Raw genomic sequence first — 23,469 nt, forward strand, 5'->3', positions numbered from 1 at the left:
GTTGTCGGCCAGGCTGCCCTGGATCAGCAGCGGCCGCTGGTCCATCCAGGCGAAGGAGAGGTCCTCGGCCAGCCGCCGTTCGCCCGTCCCGGGGCCGACGAAGCCGGCCAGCAGCTGCAGCAGGGTCGACTTGCCCGCCCCCGACGGCCCGGTGACGACCAGCGCCTCGCCCCGCCTCACCACCAGGTCCAGCGGCCCCAGCACGGCTCCCCGGCCGGGATACGCCACCGTGGCGGCAACCAGGCGCACCAGCTCGTCGGGGCCCGCCGGGGGCCGCCGGAGCCCCTCGCCACGCACGGGGTCGGGGGCCTCGGCGAGCAGCGCCACCAGGCCATCGGCCGCCCCCAGCGCCGCGGCCCGGTCGTGGTAGTGCTGCGACAGGGTACGCAGCGGCTGGAAGAATTCCGGCGCCAGCAGCAGCACCAGCAGGCCGGAGAAGAGGGTGAGCTCGGGCGACGGGCCGTAGTCGATGTAGCCGAGCAGGCCGAAGCCCACATAGATCGCCACCACGGCGATGGCCACCGAGGCGAAGAACTCGAGCACCGCCGAGGAGAGGAAGGCCAGGCGCAGGGTACGCATGCTCAGGCGCCGATAGTCGTCGGCGGCGGCATGCACCTCGGCGGTGGCCTCCCGGGTGCGACCGAACAGCTGCAGGGTGGTGATCCCCCGCACCCGATCGATGAAGTGTCCGGAGAGCCGGGCCACGGCGGCGAACTGCTCGCGGTTGAGCCGCTCGGCACCCATGCCGACCAGCGCCATGAACAGCGGGATCAAGGGCGCGGCGACGAGCAGGAAGAGCGCCGCCAGCCAGTCGAGCCAGGCCACCACCACGAGGCTCAGCAGCGGCAGCGCCAGCGCCAGGCGCAACTGGGGCAGGAAGCGGGCGAAGTAGCCGTCCAGCGCCTCCACCTGCTCCACCAGCTGGTTGGCCAGCGACGCCGAGTGGCGAGAGGCCAGTCGCACCGGCCCCAGTCGCGCCAGGTGGTCGAGCAGCGCCGCGCGCGCGCGGCGACGGATGCGCAGGCTGGCCTCGAGCCCGGCCGTCTCCTGCCCCCACTGGGCCAGGGCGCGCAGCGGCAACACGGCGGCCAGGGCGAGAAACCCCGGCCAGAGCTCGCCCGGGGGGCGCGCCGTCACCACGAGCTCCGCTACCAGCCAGGCCAGCAGCCCCAGCTGCGCCAGGGTCAGGGCCCCGGCGACCACGCCGGCGAGGGTCGCCAGGCCCAGCAGGCGGCGCTCGTGGACGGCCAGCGCATCGAGCCAGCGCCGCGGGGTCAGCGCCGCGCCCGGCCTGTCCTGCTCACTCATGGGCTCAGTGATAGCCCTCGCCCACCTTGACCTTGCCGCGGAAGACCCAGTAGGTCCAGGCGGTGTAGGCCAGCACGATGGGGATCACGAAGAGCACGCCGATCAGCAGGAAGAGCTGCGACTCCGGTGCCGAGGCGGCGTCCCAGATGGTGTAGTTCGGCGGCACGATCACCGGCCACTTGCTCACCACCAGGCCCAGGTAGGTGAAGATATAGAGCCCCAGGGTCGCCACGAAGGGCAGCCCCTCGCTGCGCCGCTGCACCGAACGGAACACCACGACGGCACACAGCAGCGCCAGGCCGGGCAGGATCCAGATCAGCTGGATATGGTCGAACCAGCGCGCCCAGACGGCCGGGTCCACGAAGGGGGTCCAGAGGCTGATGATCAGGAACACCACGAGCACCGCGGCCAGCAGCGGTGGCGTGATGCGATAGGCCCACGCCTGGACATGGCCCTCGGACTTCATGATCAGCCAGGTGGCGCCGAGCAGTGCATAGCCGGCCATCAGCCCCAGGCCGGTGAGCACGGTGAAGGGCGTCAGCCAGTCCATGGCGCCGCCCACGTAGACGAACTCCTCCACCGCGAAGCCCTGGATATAGGCCCCCACCACGACGCCCTGGGCGAACGCCGCCACCGCCGAGCCCCAGCAGAAGGCGCGGTTCCACCAGTGGCGGTTGCGCCGCGACTTGAAGCGGAACTCGAAGGCGATGCCGCGGAAGATCAGCCCCGCCAGCATCAGGAAGACCCCGATGTAGAGGGCCGGCAGGAACACCGAGTAGACCAGCGGGAAGGCCCCCAGCAGCCCGGCCCCGCCCAGCACCAGCCAGGTCTCGTTGCCGTCCCACACCGGGGCCACCGAGTTCATCATCACGTCCCGGGCCGCCTCGTCCGGGGCGAAGGGGAAGAGGATCCCCACCCCCAGGTCGAAGCCGTCCATCAGCACGTACATGATCACGCCGAAGCCGATGATGACGGCCCAGATCAACGAAAGATCGAACATCTCCATGGCTTATCTCCTCCAGGTCGGGGCGGCGTCTTGCTCGAAGGGGGTGTGGGCGGCCGACAGCGGGCGCATGGGCCGCTCGACCTCCCCGTCCACGGCAGCGTGTTCGTCCTCGGGCAGCATGCCGTTGCGCACCACCCGGGTGAGGTAGTAGACCCCGGCCCAGAACACCACGGCATAGACCGCCACGTAGCCCACCAGGGTGAACAGCGCCATGCCGCCGGTGAGGGACGGTGTCAGGCCCTCGGCATGGGTCATCATGCCGTAGACCAGCCAGGGGGCCCGGCCCGTCTCGGTGACGAACCAGCCGGCGAGCACGGCCAGGAAGGGCGTCACCGTCATCACCCGCAGCAGTTGGAGGTACCCGCGATGCTCGTAGACCCGGCCACCTCGGCGCAGCCAGAGACCGGTCAGCGCCACGGCGATCATCAAGAAACCGATGGCGACCATGATGCGGAACGCCCAGAAGACGATGGCCACCGGCGGCTGCTCCTCGGGCGGCGCCTCGCTGATGCCCGGCACCACCCCGCTCGGGTCGTGCTTGAGGATGACGCTGGCCAGGCTCGGGATGCCGATCTCGAAGCGGTTGGCCTGGGCCTGCTTGTCCGGCCAGGCGAACAGCAGCAGCGGCACGTTGCCGCGGGTCTCCCAGTTGCCCTCCATGGCCGCCACCTTGGTCGGCTGGTGCTCCAGGGTATTGAGGCCGTGGAAGTCGCCCACCAGGGCCTGGGCCGGGGTCAGCACCAGCAGCAGCCACAGGCACATGGAGAGCGCCTTGCGGTTGGCCTCCACGTCACGCCGGATCAGCAGGTACCAGGCGCTGACGCCGGCCACCACGAAGCCGCCGGTGAGGAAGGAGGCCATCACCATGTGGGCGAAGCGCCAGCCGAAGGAGGGGTTGAAGATCGCCTCGCCCCAGGCGGTGACCCGGAAACTGCCGTCGATCAGTTCCACCCCGGCCGGCGTCTGCATCCAGCTGTTGGCGGAGAGGATCCAGAACGACGAGATGAAGGTCCCGACGGCCACCATGATGGCGGCGAACAGGTGCACCCCCTCGGGGACCTTGCCGCGCCCGAACAGCAGCACGCCGAGGAAGGCCGCCTCGAGGAAGAAGGCCGTGACCACCTCGTAGCTGAGCATCGGCCCGAGGAAGTTGGCCGCCGCCAGGGAGAAGTTGCTCCAGTTGGTGCCAAACTGGAAGGACATGACGATCCCCGAGACCACCCCCATGCCGAACACCACGGCGAAGACCCGGGTCCAGAACATCGCCAGGCGATCCCAGGCCGGGTTGTCGGTCTTGTAGAAGAGCCCGTGCAGCACGGCGATGTAGGACGCCAGGCCGATGGTGAACACCGGGAAGATGGCGTGGAAGGAGACCACGAAGGCGAATTGCAATCGCGACAACAACAGGGGATCCAGTTCCATGGCGCATGCCTCGTCACTGCGATGGGTTCAGAAGGTCGCAAGGGATGCGGCGGCACTCTCCGGTGCCGTTGTGCCTCCGGCCTGGCGCTTGCCCAGCCCCGCCGTGACGCATTCCACCTCGACAGCTCGTCCCGTCAAGCCTAGCTCAGGGACAGTGGACCATGACGCATTCCGCCGATGATCCGTCTGATGGAACCATGGGCAGCTTGCGACATCCTCCAGCGATCATGATGCCGAAGGACGTCTCGGTTGCCGCTGTGTCGCGTTGTCGCAGCCAGGCGGTCAGGCATTGCCGCCCTGCAGCACCAGGTTCACCAGCCAGCCGGTATAGGCGACGAACATGGTCAGCAGCACGGCACCCTCGAGGCGGTTGATGCGCCCCTGGCGTCCCCGCCAGCCCATGGCGAACACCGCCATCATCGCGGTCATGGCGGTCATCAGGCTCCAGTCGCGCAGCAGCACCTCGGCGCCCACCTGGATCGGCGTGATCACCGCCGCCAGGCCCACCACACCCAGGGTATTGAAGAGATTCGACCCCACCACGTTGCCCAGCACCAGGTCGTGCTCGCGCCGGCGCAGGGCGCTGATCGACGAGGCCAGCTCGGGCAGCGAGGTCCCCACCGCCACCACGGTCAGGCCGATGATCAGGTCGCTGACACCGAACCCCTGGGCGATGGCCACCGCCCCCCACACCAGGATCCGCGAGCTGACCACCAGCAGCACCAGGCCGATCCCGGTCCAGGCGAGCCCGGCCCTCAGCGACATGGGGTGGACCGCCAGGCTCTCCTCCGTGTCCGCGGCCAGGGGGTCGGCCTTGTCGCGCCTGGCCTGGAAGATGCTGACACCGATGAAGCCGGCCAGCAGGGCCAGCAGCAGCCCCCCCTCCCAGCGACCGATCACCCCGCCCCACATCAGCAGCGCCGAGAGCAGGGTCACCGCCCCCAGCACCGGCAGTTCACGACGAATCACCCCCGAGTGCACCGCCAGCGGCGAGATCAGCGCCACCAGACCCAGGATCAGGCCGATGTTGGCGATGTTGGAACCGTAGGCGTTGCCCAGCGCCAGGCCGGGATTACCCTGTCCCGCCGCCAGCGCCGAGACCATCAGCTCGGGTGCCGAGGTGCCGAAGCCGATCACCAGCATGCCGATCAGCAGCGGCGAGAGCCCCAGACGTCGGGAGGTCGCGGCCGCCCCGTCGACGAAGCGCTCGGCGCTCCACACCAGCAGGACCAGGCCCGCCACCAACGCAACTGCAGGAAGCATCATGAGAGTATCTCGGGAACATGCAGGTGTGCATGTTTGACTATGGTGTCGCCCGGGTCAACGTGTCACACTTTCTCCAGACGGTCCGACCCGACTCCGGTCGACCCCTCCTGGGAGAGTGACTGCCGCGGTGCCCAAGCGTTACATACGAGTCCCGGCCCTACCTCGGAGCGAGCCCCTCGTGGATCGCTCCCCGCCGGAGGTGCGCACCTCGCGCCGACGCCTGCGCGCCTGCCACGAGTGCGACTGGCTGGTGGCCCTGCCGCCGCTGCGCCCCGGCGAGAAGGCCGACTGCCCGCGCTGTGGCCACACCCTCGTCACGCGCCACTTCCGACCCGCCCAGCGCAGCATGGCACTGGCGCTCTCGGCGCTGCTGGCCCTGGCCATGGCGATCTCCTTCCCCTTCGTCAGCTTCAGCATCGGCGGCATCGGCAATCGCATCGAGCTGTCGCAGACCGCCACCACCCTGATCGGCTTCCATCAGCCCATCGTCGCCATCGCGGTGATTCTCACCATCATCGTGCTGCCGGCGGTCTACCTGCTGGGCGTGATATGGCTGCAGCTCGGCCTGCTGAGAAACGACCCGTTGCCGGCCAGTCGCGGCATCGCCAGGTCGCTCGCCCACCTCAACCCCTGGATGATGGCCGATGTGTTCATCATCGGGGCCCTGGTGAGCCTGATCAAGATCGCCGAGATGGCACAGATCGAACTCGGCATGTCGTTCTGGGCCTTCTGCGCCTTCGCCCTGCTGCTGCTGCTCACCACCCAGTCCATCGACTCCGACTGGATGTGGTTCTCGCTGGCCGGTGAACCGCTGGCGCCCGAGGGCGCGAAGACCGGTCAAACCGCCGCCCCCCAGGGGCTCGCCGGCTGCGCCACCTGCGGGCTGGTCAACCGCCTGGAGCCCGGCCGCCACAGCCACTGCCGGCGCTGCGGCGAACGGCTCCAGGCCCGCCTGCCCCAGAGCCTGCAACGCACCTGGGCACTGCTGGCAGCGGCCACGGTGATGTACATTCCTGCCAATGTCTATCCGATCATGACCACCACCAACCTGGGCAACAGCTCCCCCTCCACCATCATCGGCGGCGTGGTCGAGCTGATCCAGATGGGGTCCTGGCCGGTCGCCCTGGTGATCTTCGTCGCCAGCGTGATCGTCCCGGTCGGCAAGGTGGTCGCCCTGGCCTGGCTCTGCCTGGTCGTCGAGCGCAGTCACGAGCTCAATGCCGCCACCCGTACGCGACTCTACCGGGTCACCGAATTCATCGGCCGCTGGTCGATGGTCGACGTCTTCGTGGTCGCCATCCTGGTGGCGCTGATCCGGGCCGGGTCGCTGATGTCGATCACCCCCGGGCCCGCCGCCCTGGCCTTCGGCGCCGTGGTGGTGATCACCATGCTGTCCGCCATGACCTTCGATCCTCGACTGATCTGGGACACACCCCTGCCACGCCGGTCCCGCGCAGCCCCCGGCAGCACTCGACAAGGAACCCCCGGATGAGCGATTCCCCACGCCCCGATGATGCCCCCGAACGGGACATGCATCGCGCCAAGGCCTCGCCCCAGGCACGCCTCTCGCCGATCTGGATCGTGCCGATCGTGGCGATCCTGATCGGCGCCTGGCTGGTCTACGACAACTACCGCAGCCGCGGCCCGCAGATCACCCTGGTGATGAGCAGCGCCGAAGGCATCGAGGCCGGCAGCACCCTGATCAAGACCCGCAACGTGGAGGTCGGACGGGTCGAGCGCGTCAACCTCTCCGAGGACCTCTCCACCGCGGTGATCACCGCCCGCATGAGCCCCGACACCGAGGCCATGCTGGTCGAGGACAGCCGCTTCTGGGTGGTCAAGCCACGCATCGGCCGCGAAGGCATCAGCGGCCTGGGCACGGTACTCTCCGGCGCCTATATGCAGCTCGAACCGGGCACCAGCGAACAGAGCGCCCGGGAGTTCCAGGTCAGCGACCAGCCACCGGTGGCCCCCGCCGGGGCCGACGGCCTGCGCATCAACCTGATCAGCCAGGTGGGCAATTCACTGCGGGTCGGCGACCCGGTGACCTACCAGGGCTATACCGTGGGCCGGATCGAGGACGCCCAGTTCGACCCCCAGACCCGCAACATGCAACACCGGGTCTTCATCGAGTCGCCCTACGAGACCCTGGTCACCGACGCCACGCGTTTCTGGTCGGCCAGCGGCATCGACCTGCGCCTCGACACCGAAGGCATCCGGGTCAACGTCGAGTCGCTCGAGGCGCTGCTCGGTGGCGGCGTCGCCTTCGGGGTCCCCGAGGAACTGCCGGTGGGCAGGCCGGTCCAGCCCGAGGTCACCTTCACCCTCTATGCCGACGAGGATGCCGCCCGCCAGGGCACCTTCAACCGCTACCTCGAGTACGTGCTGCTGGTGGACGATACGGTGCGCGGGCTCTCCCGCGGCGCGCCGGTGGAGTTTCGCGGCGTGCGCATCGGCACCGTGGCCGCGGTGCCCTGGAACTTCACCGCTCCCCAGCCCGACTCCCGCTCGCGCTTCGCCATCCCGGTGTTGATCCGCATCGAGCCCCAACGCCTCGGCATCACCGGCGAGGAGCTCGACCTCGAGGAGTGGCGCGAGCGCTTCGACCGCCTGTTCGGCGTCGGCCTGCGCGCCTCGCTGAAGAGTGGCAGCCTGCTGACCGGGGCGATGTTCGTCGACCTCAACTTCCACCGCGACCTGGCCGACGAATACGCGGCCGAGACCTTCGCCGAGCGCAGCGTCTTCCCCACCACTCCCGGCGGTTTCGCCCGGATCGAGGCCCAGGTCACCGCCCTGCTCGACAAGCTCAACGGCCTGGAGCTGGAACCGCTGCTGGCCGGCCTCGATCGCAACCTCTCGGCCTCCGAGGCGATGCTCGGCGAGGTGCGCGAACTCTCCGCCTCGCTGCAGGGGGTACTCGACGACCCGGACACCCGCGGCATGCCGGCCAACCTCAACGCCACCCTGGAGGAGTTGCGCCAGACCCTGCAGGGGCTGTCGCCGGCGTCCGCCGCCTATCAGGAGCTGACCGGCGCCGTGGAACGCCTCGAGCGGCTGATGCGTGACCTGCAGCCGGCGGCGCGTACCCTGAGCGAGAACCCCCGCGCCCTGCTGTTCGACAACCTGGACGCGCCAGACCCGCAGCCGCGGGCACCGCGACGAGCCCCCTGAGGAAGGATGCCCATGAGACCCCGACTCCTGCCCCCCGGGCCCTGGCTGATCGCCGCCATCGCGGCCCTCTGGCTGACCGGTTGTGCCAGCGCCGGCTCTTCCGCCACCCGCTACATGCTGCCCGAGGGCAACATGGGCACCACCGCCGCCGGCGACTCGGCCGAGCACCTGCTGCTGGTGCGTCCGCCGCGACTCGCCCACTACCTGGACGTGGACGGCATCGTGCTGCAACTCGACGACATCACCCTCAACGAGGCCCGGGAACACCAGTGGGCGGAAGCCCTGGGCCGCCAGCTCGAGCGCGGCCTGAGGGCCCGACTGGCCAGCCGCCTGACCGATACCCGGGTGCTGATCGACGACGGCAAAGAGCGGGGAACCGCCGCGATCAGCCTGCGTCTCGAGATCGACCGCTTCCAGGGGCGCCACGACGGCCTGGCGGTGGCCGGCGGACAGTGGCAGCTGCGCGGTGCCGACGGTCGCCTGCTGACCATGGACGGTTTCCTGGTCGAGACCGAGCTCGACGCCGACGGCTACCCGGCCCTGGTCCGCGCCCTGGGCCGCAGCTGGGACGAGGTCGCCGACCGGATCGCCGAGGCGGTACGCCGCCAGCGCTGAACCTGCGCGCCATGCACTATGCTTGGGAGACGACCGCATACAGGGACGTCACCATGCACGAGACCGATCAGGGGCATTCCCCCCGCCACACCGTTGCCCTCGAGCTCCAGGCCCAGGCACAGCGGGCCCGCAAGGCGCTGCTGATTGTACTCGCCACCGAGAGCCCGGCCACGGCGATCGCCGAACTCGACCATGCCGTCGAGGCACTGGCGCGCATCGAGGCGCTCGCCAGTCAGCACGACTTCGTCGACCTGCCGATGCTCGACGACGTCGGCAGCAGCGTCGACCGCCTGGCCTGCGAGCTCTACCACCAGGGGGCCTGCGACGACCTGGACGCGAAGGCGCTCACCGCCTTTATCGACCGCCATGCCCGGGGGCTCACCGCCCTGGAGGGCATCGGCCCGGCCAGCGCCCGCAAGCTGTTCGCCCACGGCATCAGCAACCTCGAGCAGCTGCGCGCCCTGGACCCCACGGCGCTCGACGAGGTCGAGGGCCTGGGGAACGCCACCCTGGCGCGCATCAAGGCCAACCTCTGAGCCCCGGGGAACCGGCGCCAGAGACAGGCTGCATTCTGCGCCAGGCTCTGGCATAATGCCCCGCACGCGGCGATCGCTGGTCCCTCCTGCCGCGCCAGATTCCTTTTTCACGCCCCGGCCCGGGACTGGCCACGCCGCTTCGTCTGCGTGGCGCGACCGGGGCGTCTCTGCGGAGACCGCATGACATTTTCCGAACTCGGCCTGCGTGCCGAACTGCTGCGCGCTGTCGAAGAACAGGGCTATACCGTCCCCACCCCGATCCAGCGCCAGGCGATTCCCGCCGTGCTGGCGGGTGGCGACCTGCTCGCCAGTGCCCAGACCGGCACCGGCAAGACCGCCGGTTTCACCCTGCCGCTGCTGCAACGGCTGGCCGGCGGGTCACGCCCCGGCGCACGCCAGATCCGCGCCCTGGTACTGACCCCCACCCGCGAACTCGCCGCCCAGGTCGGCGAGAGCGTGGCCGACTACGGTCGCCACCTGAAGCTGCGCTCCCACGTCATCTTCGGTGGCGTCGGCCAGCAGCCCCAGGTGGATGCCATCCGCCCCGGCCTCGATGTACTGGTGGCCACCCCGGGTCGGCTGCTCGACCTGCACCAGCAGAGGCACGTGGACCTCTCGAAGGTCGAGACCCTGGTGCTCGACGAAGCCGACCGCATGCTCGACATGGGCTTCATCCACGACATCAGGAAGGTGCTGCGCGTGCTGCCCGAGAAGCGCCAGAACCTGCTGTTCTCGGCGACCTTCTCCGATGAGATCCAGCAACTCGCCGGCAAGCTGCTCGACAACCCGGCGCTGATCGAGGTGGCACGCCGCAACACCACCGCCGAGACCGTCGACCAGGCCATCTACCGCGTCGACCGCGAGAAGAAGCGCGAGCTGCTCGCCCACCTGATCACCGAGCACCGCTGGCACCAGGTCCTGGTCTTCACCCGCACCAAGCATGGCGCCAACCGCCTCGCCGAACAGCTGTCCAAGCAGGACATCCCGGCCATGGCGATCCACGGCAACAAGAGCCAGTCGGCACGCACCAAGGCGCTGGCGGCCTTCAAGACCGGCGACCTGCAGGTGCTGGTGGCCACCGATATCGCGGCCCGCGGCCTCGATATCAGCGAGCTGCCCCACGTGGTCAACTTCGAGCTGCCCAACGTCGCCGAGGACTATGTCCACCGCATCGGCCGCACCGGCCGCGCCGGCAGCGAGGGCCAGGCGGTGTCGCTGGTCTGCGTCGACGAGCACGGCCTGCTCAAGGGCATCGAGCGGCTGATCAAGCGCGACCTGGAGAAGCGCATCGAGCCGGGCTTCGAGCCCGATCCGAACGCCAAGCCGGAGCCCATCGAGAACGGCCGTGGCGGTCGCGGCGGGCGCAACGGCCGCTCGAATGACCAGGCGCGTCGCGGCAACGGTGACAACCGTGGCAATGCCGGCCGCGGTGGCCAGCGCAACGACGGCAACCGCGGCGGCGACGAGGCCCGCGCCCCGCGCCGGCGTCGCGGTCGCGGCCAGGGCTCCCGCCAGGCCTGACCCGGGCACTGGCGTCTTGCATCGCGATGTGCGAATGTAAGCCGCTGCATACCGGAAGCGTCAGGAGCGACCATGGATCCACGCCTTCCCGGCCGCGAAGCCGGCAGCAAGGCAGGCCGTCGACACGGGTGACGGAGCCATGTTGAAGCGACTACTGGGCAAGGCGCCCGTCGAGGTCTGGGTGATCAAGCAACTCGACCCGGACCTCCTCCACCTCTGCGGCCAAGGCACCCTGGAGACGCGTCGGAAGCGCAAGGACGTGCTGGAAGCGCTGGCCGACGGGAGCTTCCAGGGGGCGGTGGCGATGGCCGGGAGTGGAGTGGTGCTCAACGCCCGGCTGTTCGCGGCCCTGGTTCCCGTCGAGCAGCTCCAGCTGCTCGACGGCCACGCCCGCTGGCAGCAGCGCGACTGGCGGGTGGCCCAGGTCCCCCAGCGCTGCTGGACCTACGAGGGCCGCCTGATCGCCCAGGCCACCCCCCACGGCAACGCCGCAGGCCTGGTCAGCAGCGAGGATGTCTCGGGCATCCGCCGACGCGTCGACCAGCAGCCCCCCAGGCTCAACAGCGTGGTCGACTTCCGTCCGGCCGATGCCCTGGAGGATGACTCCCGGATCGCCCCCAGGAACCACGAACGCGACAACGACACACGGCGATTACCGGGCCAGGGCAGGGAGTGGCGGCGTGACGACGACCACTGAGCGACACACCGGCGACCGCCGCCACACCGTGGCGGTCTTCGTCATGCTGATGGTGCTGGTGGGACTCAACCTGCGCCCCGCCCTCTCGTCGCTGGCGCCGCTGCTGACCCGCATCCAGCAGGACACCGGGCTCTCGCCGCTCGCCATCGGCGCCCTGACCACCCTCCCCGTGCTCTGTCTCGGCCTGTTCGCCCCCCTGGCGCCCTGGCTGGCGAAGCGCCTCGGTCCCGAGCAGACCCTCGCCGCCGCCCTGCTGCTGCTGGCCGGCGGCCTGCTGCTTCGCGGTGCCCCGCTCCCGGTGTTGCTGTTCACCGGCACCCTGCTGGTGGGGGCGGCCATCGGCGTGGCCGGCACCCTGCTGCCGGCGCTGGTCAAGCGCGAGCTACCCACCGGTGCCGACCTGATGACCGGGGTCTATACCATGGCGCTCTGCCTCGGCGGAGCCCTGGGCGCCGGCCTCAGCATCCCCCTGGCCGACCTCCTGGGCGGCTGGCACGCCGGCCTGGCCAGTTGGTCGGTGCTGGCCGCCGTCGCCCTGGTGGCCTGGCTGGCACTGATGCCGCGCCGCCGGGTCGGCGTGGCGGTGCCGGGGGCCGCCGGCTCGACCCGCGAACTGCTGGGGCAACCGCTGGCCTGGCAGGTGATGCTGCTGATGGGCTCCCAGTCGTCGCTGGCCTATATCGTCTTCGGCTGGCTGCCGACCCTGCTGGTCGCCCGTGGCTACGGCGAAGCCGAGGCCGGCTGGATGATGGGCGCCTCGGTGATGGTGCAGTTGATCTCCGCCCTCGGCGTGCCCTGGCTCGCGCGCTTCGGACGCGACCAGCGCCCGGCGTTGCTGCTGGTGCTCGGCTGCGTGGCAGCGGGCCTGTGGCTCCTGCTGCTGGGGCCGGTCGACTGGCGCTGGGCCGGCGTGGTGCTGCTGGGTCTCGGCCAGGGTGGCAGTTTCAGCCTGGCGCTGACGCTGATCGTGCTGCGCACCGGCAACTCGCGCCTGGCCGGCAAGCTCTCCGGGCTCGCCCAGGGGGGCGGCTACACCCTCGCGGCCCTGGGCCCGCTGGGCGTCGGCGTGATGCTGCAGTTCGACGTCGGCCTGCCCGTCGTGACCTTGGTGTTGCTGCTGGTGACGGCGGCCGCCGCCGGTTTCGCCTGGCTGGCCGGACGCAACCGCCGTCTCGAGATCGACGAGCACGGGCAACTGGTGACCCGGCGGTAACCGCCAACCCGGTCACCGCCAGCGTCGGCAAGGATCCTTCCGGGACCGGGACCGGGACCGGCACCGAGCTCGATCCCTTGATCCAGGGCAACTGACACCCCCCTCGCCGGCCGCCCCGAGCTGCTAGACTCAGGGCCAAACCGGAGGTGCGAGGCATACTACCGACATGGACGCAGGCAGGGAGGTCGTCTTCGCGACCCGGGGGCTGACCCGCCTCTACCGGATGGGCGAGGTCAGCATCCAGGCCCTCCAGGGCGTCGACCTGGAGCTCTACCGCGGCGAACTGATCGTCATGCTCGGCGCCTCGGGATCGGGCAAGTCGACCCTGCTCAACATCATGGGCGGGCTCGATCTCGCCAGCGAAGGCACGGTACGCTATATCGACCGCGACCAGCGCGACCAGGACCTCACCCACGCCTCCCGACGCGAGCTGACCCGCTTCCGCCGCCAGCACGTGGGCTTCGTCTTCCAGTTCTACAACCTGATCTCGAGCCTCACCGCCCGCGAGAACGTGGCCATCGTCACCGACATCGCCCGCGACCCCATGACACCCGAGGCGGCCCTCGGCCTGGTCGGCCTCGAGGGGCGTCTCGACCATTTTCCGTCCCAGCTCTCCGGCGGCGAACAGCAACGCGTGGCCATCGCCCGCGCCATCGCCAAGCGGCCCGATGTGCTGCTCTGCGACGAACCCACCGGTGCGCTGGACTTTCGCACCGGCATCCGCGTGCTCGAGGTACTCGAGGAGATCAACCGCACCATCGGCACCACGGTGGCGATCATCACCCACAACGAGGTGATCGGCGAGATGGCCGACCGCGTGATTCGCCTGCGCGACGGCCGGGTCGACGAGATCCGCGCCAATGCCGAGCGCCGCCCCGCCGCGGAGCTGCGCTGGTGAGGCGACGATGACGGCCCTGCACCGCAAGCTGTTTCGCGACCTCTGGCGCCTCAAGGGCCAGGCGCTGGCGATCGCCGTGGTCATCGCCAGCGGCGTGATGACGCTGATCCTCTCGGTCACCACCGTGGAGGCGCTGTCACGCTCCCAGCAGCGCTTCTATGCCAGCCACCACTTCGCCGAACTCTTCGCCGACGTCAAGCGCGCCCCGCTCGGCCGCCTGGAACGGGTCCAGGCGATCGAGGGCGTCAACCTGGTCGAACCCACGGTGCGCGCCCCGGTCAGGCTCACCGTCGACGGCTTCGACGACCCCGTTCGCGGCCTGCTCATCTCGCTGCCCGACGGCCGCCAGCCGATGCTCAACCGCCTCCAGCTGCTGCGTGGCAGCCTGCCGGAGGCCGGTCGCGACGACCAGGCGGTGGTCAGCGATGCCTTCGCCGACGCCCATGGCCTCGACCCCGGCGACCGCCTCGAGGCGATCATCGACGGCCGCCTGACCCGCCTCACCATCAGCGGCATCGCACTGAGCCCGGAGCACCTCTACCAGGCCGCCCCCACCGACCTGATGCCCGACTACCGGCGCTACGCCATCCTGTGGATGAACCAGCGCGCCCTGGCCAACGCCTACGGCATGGAGGGCGCCTTCAACCGCATCGCCCTCACCCTCCAGGCCGGGGCCGACCGCGACGACGTGATCGATGCCCTCGACCTGGAACTGGCCCGCTACGGCGGTACCGGCGCCCAGACCCGCCACGACCAGCAGTCGCACCGCTTCATCGAGGAGGAACTGGCCCAGCAGCGGGCCCAGGCCACCATCCTACCGACCATCTTCCTGGTGGTTTCCGCCTTCCTGCTCAACGTGCTGATGGGCCGTATCATCCAGACCCAGCGCGAGCAGATCGCCGTGCTCAAGGCCTTCGGCTACGGCGACGGCGAGCTGGCGCGACACTTCGCCCAGCTCGCCGGCCTGATCGTGCTCCTCGGCTGGGCACTCGGCGTAGGGCTCGGGGCCTGGGCCGCGACAGGCCTGGCCGGCCTCTACGCCGAGTACTTCCGCTTTCCCGAGATGACCTTCCGGGTGCCGGCCTGGGCGCTGGCCCTGTCGCTGCTGGTCGTGGTCCTGTCGGCCCTGGCCGGCACCTGGCGCGCGGTCTGGAGAGCGGTCGGCCGGCCGCCGGCCGAGGCCATGCGGCCACCGGCACCGCAACGCTTCCGCCGCAGCTGGCTGGAGCGCTCGATCCCCGCCCCGCTGCTCGGCGTCGAGGGGCGCATCATCCTGCGCCACCTGGCCCGCCACCCCGCCAAGGCCGGCCTGTCGGTGGCCGGCATCGCGCTCTCCTGCGGCCTGCTGATGATGGGGGCCTACCAGCTCTCGGCCGTGGACCGCATGCTCGACCTCCAGTACCGCCTGGTGCTGCGCATGGACGTCGAGCTCACCTTCAACGAGGCCACGCCACTGCGCGCGGTCGGCGAGTTGCACCACCAGCCCGGGGTGCTGGCGGTGGAGGCCTGGCGACGGGTGCCCGCCACCCTGATCCACGGCCACCGCGAGTACCGCACCAGCCTGCTGGGCATGGACGAGCGGCCCCGGCTGCGTCAGCTGCTCGATGCCGGCCAGCGCCCGCAATCGCTTCCCCGGGAGGGGCTGGTGATGACGCGCCACCTGGCCGAGATCCTCGGGGCCCGGGTCGGCGACACCCTGGAGGTGGCGATCATGGAGGGCCACCGCCAGCGGGTCGCGCTGCCGCTGGCCGCCGTGGTGGACGAACCCATCGGCGTCGGCGCTTACCTGCAACGCGATGCCCTCAACGCCCTGATGCGGGAGGGGCCGGCGATCAGTGGCGCCTGGCTGCTGGTCGACCCGGAGCGGACCCATGACCTGAATGCCGCCCTGCGCGACATGCCCAGGGTCGCCGCCATCGGGCTGCTGGCCGACGCCGAAAGCGGCATCCGCGACTACATGGACGAGACCCTGATGGTCTTCGCCCTGGTGTTCGTCGCCCTGGCCGCCTCGATCGCCTTCGGCGTGGTCTACAACAACGCCCGCATCGCCTTCGCCGAGCGCGCCCGGGAACTGGCCACCCTGCAGGTGCTGGGCTACCACCGGGCCGAGGTCGCCCGCATCCTGCTCGGCGAGATCGCCCTGATCACCCTGCTGGCGATACCCCTCGGCTGGGCCATCGGCATCGGCTTCAGCGTGCTGCTCAGCCAGGCCTTCTCGAGCGACCTGATCCGCATTCCCCTGGTGCTCACCCCGCGCGCCTTCGGCATCGCCGCCGCCGGGGTCCTGGCGGCCTCGCTGGTGGTCGCCCTGCTGGTGATACGCCGGCTGGGCAGGCTGGACATGATCCGGGTGCTCAAGGCAGTGGAGTAGCATGATGACAACCCGCAGAGGAGACGCATGATGACAGTCCTCGGCCGATGGACGCGTCGCTGGCTCTGGGGACTCGTGGCCCTGGTGGTGCTGGGGCTGCTGGCCTGGGCGCTGCGCCCGGCACCGCTGGAGGTGAGCAGCATCGCGGTGAGTCGTGGCCCGTTCGTCGACTCGGTCCACGAGGAGGGGCGCACCCGCCTGCGCGACACCTGGAACGTCTCGGTGCCGATCGCCGGCTACCTGCAGCGCGTCACCCTGGAGGTGGGCGACGAGGTCGAGCAGGGGCAGGTGCTGTTCCGCCTCGAACCGAGCCCCGCCCCGGCGCTGGATGCCCGCTCCCGCCAGCAGGCCGAAGACGCCCTGCAGGCGGCCCAGGCGCGCCTGCAGACGGCCCAGGCCAACCTCGAGACCGTGCGTGCCGAGCGGCGCTTCGCCGAAGCCGAGTACCAGCGCTATCGCCAGCTTCACGAGCGCAACCTGGTCTCCACCGCCGAGCGGGACCAGCGCCTCCGGGAGCGCGATCGCCAGCGGGCACTCGAGAACGCCGCCGTCTCCAGCGTCGAGGTCGCCCGCTTCGAGCTCGAAGGCGCCCGGGCCATGCTCGCCGTGACCAGCGGCCAGCGTGACGGCTCGCGGCAGCCCGAACTCGAGGTGCGTGCCCCCATCGATGGCGTGGTGCTGACCCGTCACCGCTGCTGCGAAGGCAGCGTGGCGGCCGGCGAGCCGGTCATCGAGCTGGGGCGGATGGAGGACCTCGAGATCCAGGCCGACCTGCTCTCCATGGATGCCGTACGACTGAGGCCGGGCATGGCGGTACGCATCCACGGCTGGGGGGGCGACGCCCTGTCGGGGCGGGTGCGTCGCATCGACCCCGCCGGCTTCACCCGCACCTCGGCCCTGGGTGTCGACGAGCAGCGCGTGCCGGTGATCCTCGACTTCGACGGCGACACCGACCCGGCCTCCATCGGCATCGGCAGCGGCTTCCGGGTCGAGCTCGAGTTCCTGGTCTGGCAGGCCGACGACGTGCTGCAGATCCCCACCAGCGCCCTGTTCCGCCACCAGGGCGAGTGGGCAGTGTTCGTCATCGAGCAGGGCCGGGCCCGAATGCGCCGGGTCGAGACCGGCCGTCGCAGCGGGCTGGACACCCAACTGCTCGAGGGGTTGCAGGAGGGCGACAGGATCATCACCCACCCCGGTCAGCGGGTCACCGAGGGGGCAAGAGTACGCGGCTGAGGGGTGTTATCATTCGCGCCACACTCACCCGACAGGAGCGACGATGACGGCAGCAGCCCCCTCCCTGCTGGTACTCTACACGGGCGGCACCCTGGGCATGGTCGAGACCTCCCACGGCCTGGCCCCGGGCGGCGACTTCGAGGCGCGCCTGCGTGGTGCACTGGACACGCTGCCCCCGGCTCGCCGTGCCGCGCTGCCCGCCTTCACCCTGCTCGAATCGCCATCGCCCATCGACTCCAGCGCCGCCACGCCCGTCGACTGGCAATGCCTGGCCCGGGAGATCGCCGCCCGCTACCGCGACCATGCCGGCATCGTAGTGCTCCATGGCACCGACACCCTCGCCTGGACCGCGTCGAGCCTCGCCTTCCAGTTGCAGGGGCTCGATCGTCCGCTGGTGACGACCGGCGCCATGCGGCCGCTGGAGGCCGACGGCAGTGATGCCCTGGCCAATGTGGAGACGGCGCTACGCTTCGCCGCCACCCCCGCCCTGCAGGAAGTGGCGATCGCCTTCGCCGGCAAGCTGCTGCGCGGCGTACGCACCCGCAAGTGGCACACCAGCGCCCCGGATGCCTTCGAAAGCCCCAACTATCCGCTGCTCGGCGAGCGCGTCGACGACGATGCGGTGCTCTACCCCGGCCGCGGCCTGGAGGTCCAGCAGCGTGGCGCCCCCCGCTTCGAGCTCCCCGACTATGCCCCCCTGGCGGAGGGCGGGGTGGCCCGCCTGGTGCTGTGGCCCGGCATCACGGCCCGCCAGGTCGCCGCCTGGCTGGATGACGACCGCCTTCGCGGCGCCCTGCTCGAGACCTGGGGGGGCGGCAATCTACCCGACGACCCGGCGCTGCTCGGCGTCCTCGCCCGGGCCAGCGGCGAGGGCAAGCTGCTGGCCGCCATCAGCCAGTGCCCCCGCGGCAGCATCGCCATCGGCAGCTACGCCGCCGGCCGGGGCCTGGCCGACGCCGGCGTCCTCTGCGGCGAGTCGATGACCCCCGAGGCCGCCCTGGCCAAGCTCGTGCACCTGCTGGCCCAGCCGCTGGACGACGCGGAACGACGGCGGCGCTTCCTCACCCCGCTGGTGGGCGAGCGTTGACCTCGATCGGGCACGGCACGGCGGAAATGGCTATGGTGGGAGTGATCCCGTCCCCCCGCAAGGAGCGCCACCATGGAACACCCCGACCATCCCTTCACCGAACTGTTCGAGCAGTTGGGGCTCGCCTCGGACCCGGAAGCGATCAGGCGCTTCATCGAGCGCAACGGTCCGATCCCCGAGGAGATTCCCCTGCCCGACGCCCCCTGCTGGAACGAGGGCCAGGCCGAATTCCTGCGCGAGGCCATCGAGGAGGATGCCGACTGGGCCGAGGTGGTCGACCATCTCAATGCGTCGCTGCGCAAGCGTTGACCCGCCGGGCGCGGTTTTCCCTGCTCTCTCTTGACCGTCCATGCCAGCCAATGTAAAAAAACGTATACAGACAGGACGCCACGTCCATTCGAACTTTGACGCGGTGCGGGCACGCCCCTAGGGCGGCCCCACCACCGATCATGCAGGGAACAGCGGATGACGCCTGTCGAGACATCAGCGCGTGACGCCGGGGATCCTCACGATCTCCAGGCCCTCCCCCCACTGCCGGCCTCGCTGCAGGCACGCCTCGCCGACTGCCACACCCTGCCCTCGCTGCCCGCCGCCGTCGCCAAGGTGCTGATGGTGGCGCGACGCAGCGACGCCAGCCTGTTCGACTACGCCGAAGCCATCGAGGCGGACCCCGCCCTCACCCTGCGCCTGCTGGCGCTGGCCAACAGCGTCTTCTATGCCCGCCATCGCCGCGCGGCCAATAGCTGCCGGGAAGCCGTCTCGCGCATCGGGCTCGACGCCACCCTCGCCGCGGTGATGAGTTTCGGGCTGCCGCCCCCGGGCAGGACGGAGGGGCTCGATCTCGACGCCATCTGGCAGCGGGCGATCATCGCCGCCCTCGCGGCCCGCCACCTCGCCGACCGGCTCTGCCCCGAACACGCCGGCACCCTCTTCACCATCGCCCTGCTGCAGGACATCGGCATCCTCGCCGCCGAGGCCCTCGACGGCGACGACTATGTGGCGCTGATCCGAGCCACCGCCAGCCACGACGCCCTGTGCCAGGCCGAACGCGAACGCTACGGATGCGACCATGCCAGCCTGGGGGCCTGGCTCGCCATCAGCTGGGGCGTGCCGCCGCACCTGGCCAGCGGCATCGCCGAGAGTCACGGCGAGCTCGAGGCGACCTCGCCCGACATGCTCTGCCTGCGCCTCTCCGGCCAGATCGCCGACGGCTGGCTGACACAGACGCCCGGCCTGGCCTTCGGCCGCCTGATCCGGCGCCTCGAAGCCCGGCAGCAGCTGTCGCTGACGGCGTTCGAGGAGATCCTCGACGAGTTGCAGGCACAGCTGCCGAGCATGGCCGAGCTGCTGGAGATCACCCGCCCGCCCCGGCGCGACAGCTACGCGCTGCTCGCCGAGGCCAAGCGGCACCTCTACATGCAGACGCTGGCCCTCGGCGCCCGCCTCGACGCCCACCAGGTCGAACTCGAGGCACTGCGTGAGCGCCACGCCGAACTGGAGCGCAGCAGTCGCCTCGACCCGCTTACCGGCCTCGCCAACCGGGCCTGGCTGGAACAGCAGCTCGAGGAGCGCTTCCACCACTCCCGCGAACATGGCAAGAGCCTGGCGGTGGTGTTCATCGACCTGGACCACTTCAAGCGGCTCAACGACCGGCACGGTCATCAGCTGGGCGACCGCGTGCTGGCCAACTTCGCCGTCAACCTGCAGGAGATGGTTCGTGAAGGCGACCTGGCCGGGCGCTACGGCGGCGAGGAGTTCCTGGTCATCCTGCCCGATGAGCGGGAGGCGGGTGCCGAGGCCATGGCGATGCGGCTGGCGGAGCGCCTCGCCAGCCAGCCCGTGGCCGAGGTCGACGGCGCCCCCCTGCACGTGTCGGTCTCCATCGGCATCGCCTGCCTCGGTGATACCGACTTTCGCAACGCCCGGGAACTGATCGATGCCGCCGACCAGGGGATGTACCAGGCCAAGCGCAATGGCCGCGGCGGCGCCCAGCGGTTCACTCCACGCCTGTGAGGCCGCCGCTCAGTCGGGAGAGCCGTTGCGCGCCCGATCGACGCGCCGTCGCATCCAGCCCCCGACCAGCAGCAGCAGCGTCAGCGCCACCAGCGGCATCACCACGTCCGGCCCCAGGGCATCTTCCCTCTCCACCGCGGCCAGGGCGCCGTGAATGGCACTGGCATAGACCGCCCACTTGATGCCCAGGCCGACCACGGCGGCGATGATGAAGGTGGCGAGGGGCAACCGGCACAGGCCGGCGGCATAGTTGACCACCGAATGGGGGAAGCCCGGCATGACGCGCAGCGCACACTGGGTCAGGAAGTCGCTGCGCTTCTCCAGCATGCGCATGATCCTGCGGGTCAGGGCGCCCGGAGAGAAGCGCTCACCGACACGCGAGGCGAGATAGTAGGCACCGAGGGCGCCGCCCACGCTGCCGACGATCAGCATGGGGGTCGCCGCCAGCGGCGTATAGAAGGGGGCGATCAGCCACAGGCCGATGCTGCCGGGCAGGCCAACGGCCAGGGTCACCGCCATGACCAGGATGACGCTGACCATGGTCAGCGGATGGTGAGACGCCTCCTCGGCCCAGCGCTGCAGGGCGGCGAGGTCCGGGGAGTGCCAGACCCACAGGTAAGCCGCCATCAACAGGCTGGCTCCGATGGCCGCCCAGCGCCAGGGTCGACTCAGCGCGCTGTCTCTGGGCATCGACTCTCTCTCGGCGGCAGGACGCAGGCACCATGGTGCCATGCCCCCGGCGCCGGGTCACGGCCCTTGGACGCCGGCCGGCTCAGGCGTCCAGCGCACCGGCGGGAGGCGACGGCTCGGCCACCCCCTCCTCGGCCGGCGGGGAATCGGCGAGCCGCGGCATGGCGGCCACCCGGAGGTCGACGTAGCGCAGCAGGCCCAGCTGCACGAACAACACGGTGAAACACCAGAAAAGTCCCTTGATCATGGGGGAGTCCTCGAGAGAAGCCGACGGCTTCATCGACGACCATTCTAGCTCGCCTGACACCCGACAGAAAGGTAGCCACCTAATGGAATGTCCGATCAGAGCCGGGCCTCCACCCGCTCGAGTATCTGCCGGCTCACCCGCCCCACCAGCGGCTTCGCCGCCTTGCTCACCGCCTTCTCGACCAGTCGGCTGTGCAGGGCATAGGTCAGGGTCAGCGCCACCTCGGTACCCTCGGCGACCGGCGTCAGCCGGTAGCACCCCCGGTTCTCCACCCCGTCCAGCGACTCCCAGGCCAGCACCTCCGGCGCCCGTGACTGGGTGATCGCCACATCGAAGGTCCAGTCGCGACCCACCGCATGCACATGCCAACGGTAGCGATTCTCGCCCAGCGGCTCGATCGCCCGGATCAGGTCGGAGTAGTCGACGAAGTCCTCGACGCGCTCGAGCAGGGCGAAGACCCGCTCCGGCGGTGCCTTGAGAATCGCGCTGTGTTCGATGGTGGCCATGCGGCTTCCCTGAGAACGAAGAAGGGGTCGTGTGATCGATGCCAACCTGGCACCTTACCGCCCGGGCGCCTGCGGCGCCAATCGCACAGCGCGGCTACAGGTCCCGCATCAGCAGCGCAAACTCGATGCGCGCGGGGTCGATCGCCTCGCCCGGCACCGGGATGCGCACCACGTGGCCGGACCCCGGGGCCACGCCCACCGATTCGCCGCGGCGGTTCTCGATCTGCTCGAGCACGAAGCGGCGGTTACCGCCGGGCAGCATCAGCTCCATGCCGTCACCGACCTCGAAGCGGTTCTTGACGTCCACTTCCAGCACGCCACGGCCCGGGTCATAGCCGATCACCTCGCCGACGAACTGCTGGTGCACGCCCACCGAGTTGCCCTGCTCGTAGTTCTGGTACTCGTCGTGGACGTGGCGACGGTAGAAGCCCTCCGTGTAGCCGCGGTTGGCCAGGTTGTCGAGCTCGTCCATCAGGCGCATGTCGAACGGCCGGCCGGCCACCGCATCGTCGATGGCGCGCCGGTAGACCTGGGCGGTGCGCGCCACGTAGTAGTGGGACTTGGTGCGCCCCTCGATCTTCAGCGAGGTCACGCCCATCTCGGTGAGCCGTGGCACGTGCTGCACGGCGCGCAGGTCCTTGGAGTTCATGATGTAGGTGCCGTGCTCGTCCTCGAACACCGGCATCAGCTCGCCCGGGCGGGTGCGGTCCTCAATCAGCGCCGAGAGCTCGTCCTGGCCCTCGACGCCGCCGGCCGTCGCCGTGTTTTGAGAAAGGTTCTCCAGGGTCGCGCTGCCGCCGCCGGAGGCGATCAGCCCGCCCGGCGGCCCATCCTGCCCCGGACTCCAGACGCCGCTCGCCGCATGGGCCGCCGCCGAGTTGGCCGGCACCAGGTCGCCGGTCTCGTCCTGGGCGGCGGCCACGGTGTTGTACTTCCAGCGGCAGGCATTGGTGCAGGTGCCCTGGTTGGGATCGCGGTGGTTGAAGTAGCCGGAGAGCAGGCAGCGCCCGGAGTAGGCGATGCACAGCGCGCCGTGGACGAAGGTCTCGATCTCGAGGTCGGGGCATTCGGCGCGGATCTCGGCGATCTCGGCCAGCGACAGCTCCCGCGACAGGATGATGCGGCTGATGCCCTGCTGCTGCCAGAACCGCGCGGCGGCGTAGTTGACCACGTTGGACTGCACCGAGAGGTGGATCACCTGCTCCGGCCAGCGCTCGCGGATCATCATGATCAGCCCCGGATCGGACATGATCAGCGCATCGGGCCCGGCCTCGATCACCGGCTCCATGTCGCGCAGGTAGGTCCTGAGCTTGCTGTTGTGCGGGGCGATGTTCGAGGCCACGTAGAACTGCTTGCCCCGCTCGTGGGCGTAGGCGATGCCCTTGTGCAGGTTGTCGATCTTGAAGTCGTTGTTGCGCACCCGCAGCGAGTAGCGCGGCTGGCCGGCATAGACGGCATCCGCCCCGTAGGCGAAGGCATAGCGCATGTTCTTGAAGGTGCCGGCGGGCGACAGCAGTTCAGGGGCTTTCATGGAGGTCACCGTTGTCAGGACGATGGCACCGGCAGCGGACGCCGCCGCCAGGGGTGCGATGAAGGGGGAAGGCGCGAAAGTCTAGCAACTGCAACCGATTCTGGCCAGATTTCGTCCAGTTGCGTACACTGTGTCCCC

The 23,469-nt window shown here is 70.1% G+C and carries 21 protein-coding genes; 13 read left to right on the forward strand and 8 right to left on the reverse strand.

Annotated elements, in window-relative coordinates:
• The 4 genes from C1H66_RS17140 to C1H66_RS17155 form a co-directional block, all read right to left on the reverse strand.
• Nucleotides 1-1,308 (reverse strand): ABC transporter ATP-binding protein/permease (locus C1H66_RS17140; RefSeq protein WP_102629098.1); only part of this gene is annotated, 1,308 nt, incomplete at its 3' end.
• Nucleotides 1,309-1,312: 4 nt separating this feature from the next.
• Nucleotides 1,313-2,314, reverse strand: a complete 1,002-nt coding sequence (gene cydB / locus C1H66_RS17145) for a cytochrome d ubiquinol oxidase subunit II (protein WP_102629099.1) — start codon at nt 2,312-2,314, stop codon at nt 1,313-1,315.
• A 3-nt stretch (nt 2,315-2,317) separates the two neighbouring features.
• Nucleotides 2,318-3,736 (reverse strand): cytochrome ubiquinol oxidase subunit I, encoded by a 1,419-nt coding sequence (locus tag C1H66_RS17150; RefSeq protein WP_102629100.1) that lies wholly within the window; start codon nt 3,734-3,736, stop codon nt 2,318-2,320.
• 282 nt (nt 3,737-4,018) lie between these two features.
• Nucleotides 4,019-5,002, reverse strand: coding sequence for a calcium/sodium antiporter (locus C1H66_RS17155; RefSeq protein WP_102629101.1), 984 nt, complete (start codon nt 5,000-5,002; stop codon nt 4,019-4,021).
• 178 nt (nt 5,003-5,180) lie between these two features.
• Here C1H66_RS17155 and C1H66_RS17160 point away from each other — a divergent pair, with 178 nt between their 5' ends.
• The 13 genes from C1H66_RS17160 to C1H66_RS17220 all read left to right on the forward strand — a co-directional run bounded on the left by C1H66_RS17160 (nt 5,181) and on the right by C1H66_RS17220 (nt 20,357).
• Nucleotides 5,181-6,494 (forward strand): paraquat-inducible protein A, encoded by a 1,314-nt coding sequence (locus C1H66_RS17160; protein WP_240618373.1) that lies wholly within the window; start codon nt 5,181-5,183, stop codon nt 6,492-6,494.
• Nucleotides 6,491-8,173, forward strand: coding sequence for an intermembrane transport protein PqiB (pqiB, locus tag C1H66_RS17165; RefSeq protein WP_102629102.1), 1,683 nt, complete (start codon nt 6,491-6,493; stop codon nt 8,171-8,173). The genes C1H66_RS17160 and pqiB overlap by 4 nt, the downstream gene beginning before the upstream one ends.
• A gap of 12 nt (nt 8,174-8,185) precedes the next feature.
• The gene (locus tag C1H66_RS17170; protein WP_102629103.1) at nt 8,186-8,788 is read left to right on the forward strand and encodes a PqiC family protein; all 603 of its coding nucleotides are present in this window, start codon (nt 8,186-8,188) and stop codon (nt 8,786-8,788) included.
• A gap of 53 nt (nt 8,789-8,841) precedes the next feature.
• Nucleotides 8,842-9,324 carry a helix-hairpin-helix domain-containing protein gene (locus tag C1H66_RS17175; protein WP_102629104.1) on the forward strand — a complete coding sequence of 161 codons (483 nt, stop codon included), beginning with the start codon at nt 8,842-8,844 and terminating at the stop codon, nt 9,322-9,324.
• Between the two features lie 180 nt (nt 9,325-9,504).
• Nucleotides 9,505-10,845, forward strand: coding sequence for a DEAD/DEAH box helicase (locus C1H66_RS17180; RefSeq protein WP_102629105.1), 1,341 nt, complete (start codon nt 9,505-9,507; stop codon nt 10,843-10,845).
• Between the two features lie 139 nt (nt 10,846-10,984).
• Nucleotides 10,985-11,542 carry a hypothetical protein gene (locus tag C1H66_RS17185; protein ID WP_102629106.1) on the forward strand — a complete coding sequence of 186 codons (558 nt, stop codon included), beginning with the start codon at nt 10,985-10,987 and terminating at the stop codon, nt 11,540-11,542.
• Nucleotides 11,543-11,591: 49 nt separating this feature from the next.
• On the forward strand, nt 11,592-12,755 hold the full coding sequence (locus tag C1H66_RS17190; RefSeq protein WP_102629123.1) for an MFS transporter: 1,164 nt from the start codon (nt 11,592-11,594) through the stop codon (nt 12,753-12,755).
• A gap of 166 nt (nt 12,756-12,921) precedes the next feature.
• On the forward strand, nt 12,922-13,653 hold the full coding sequence (locus C1H66_RS17195) for an ABC transporter ATP-binding protein (protein WP_102629107.1): 732 nt from the start codon (nt 12,922-12,924) through the stop codon (nt 13,651-13,653).
• Between the two features lie 7 nt (nt 13,654-13,660).
• Nucleotides 13,661-16,024: an ABC transporter permease gene (locus tag C1H66_RS17200; protein ID WP_102629124.1), complete on the forward strand. Its 2,364-nt coding sequence runs from the start codon at nt 13,661-13,663 to the stop codon at nt 16,022-16,024.
• 27 nt (nt 16,025-16,051) lie between these two features.
• Complete coding sequence (locus tag C1H66_RS17205) at nt 16,052-17,257, forward strand: efflux RND transporter periplasmic adaptor subunit (RefSeq protein ID WP_240618374.1); 1,206 nt, start codon at nt 16,052-16,054, stop codon at nt 17,255-17,257.
• A gap of 43 nt (nt 17,258-17,300) precedes the next feature.
• A complete protein-coding gene (locus C1H66_RS17210; protein ID WP_102629108.1) occupies nt 17,301-18,344 on the forward strand; it encodes an asparaginase in 1,044 nt (347 codons plus the stop codon).
• A 72-nt stretch (nt 18,345-18,416) separates the two neighbouring features.
• Complete coding sequence (locus C1H66_RS17215; RefSeq protein ID WP_102629109.1) at nt 18,417-18,653, forward strand: DUF2789 domain-containing protein; 237 nt, start codon at nt 18,417-18,419, stop codon at nt 18,651-18,653.
• Nucleotides 18,654-18,809: 156 nt separating this feature from the next.
• The gene (locus C1H66_RS17220) at nt 18,810-20,357 is read left to right on the forward strand and encodes a sensor domain-containing diguanylate cyclase (RefSeq protein ID WP_102629110.1); all 1,548 of its coding nucleotides are present in this window, start codon (nt 18,810-18,812) and stop codon (nt 20,355-20,357) included.
• 9 nt (nt 20,358-20,366) lie between these two features.
• On the opposite strand, the gene C1H66_RS17225 is transcribed toward C1H66_RS17220, so the two are convergent.
• The 4 genes from C1H66_RS17225 to trhP form a co-directional block, all read right to left on the reverse strand.
• Complete coding sequence (locus C1H66_RS17225) at nt 20,367-21,047, reverse strand: TVP38/TMEM64 family protein (protein ID WP_102629111.1); 681 nt, start codon at nt 21,045-21,047, stop codon at nt 20,367-20,369.
• 82 nt (nt 21,048-21,129) lie between these two features.
• Nucleotides 21,130-21,294 (reverse strand): hypothetical protein, encoded by a 165-nt coding sequence (locus C1H66_RS22965; protein ID WP_170064178.1) that lies wholly within the window; start codon nt 21,292-21,294, stop codon nt 21,130-21,132.
• A gap of 95 nt (nt 21,295-21,389) precedes the next feature.
• Nucleotides 21,390-21,800 (reverse strand): SRPBCC family protein, encoded by a 411-nt coding sequence (locus C1H66_RS17230; protein WP_102629112.1) that lies wholly within the window; start codon nt 21,798-21,800, stop codon nt 21,390-21,392.
• A 94-nt stretch (nt 21,801-21,894) separates the two neighbouring features.
• A complete protein-coding gene (gene trhP, locus C1H66_RS17235; protein ID WP_102629113.1) occupies nt 21,895-23,331 on the reverse strand; it encodes a prephenate-dependent tRNA uridine(34) hydroxylase TrhP in 1,437 nt (478 codons plus the stop codon).
• Between the last annotated feature and the right edge of the window lie 138 nt (nt 23,332-23,469).

This window comes from Halomonas heilongjiangensis, from assembly GCF_002879645.1.
In the GTDB taxonomy this organism is placed as follows: domain Bacteria; phylum Pseudomonadota; class Gammaproteobacteria; order Pseudomonadales; family Halomonadaceae; genus Halomonas; species Halomonas heilongjiangensis.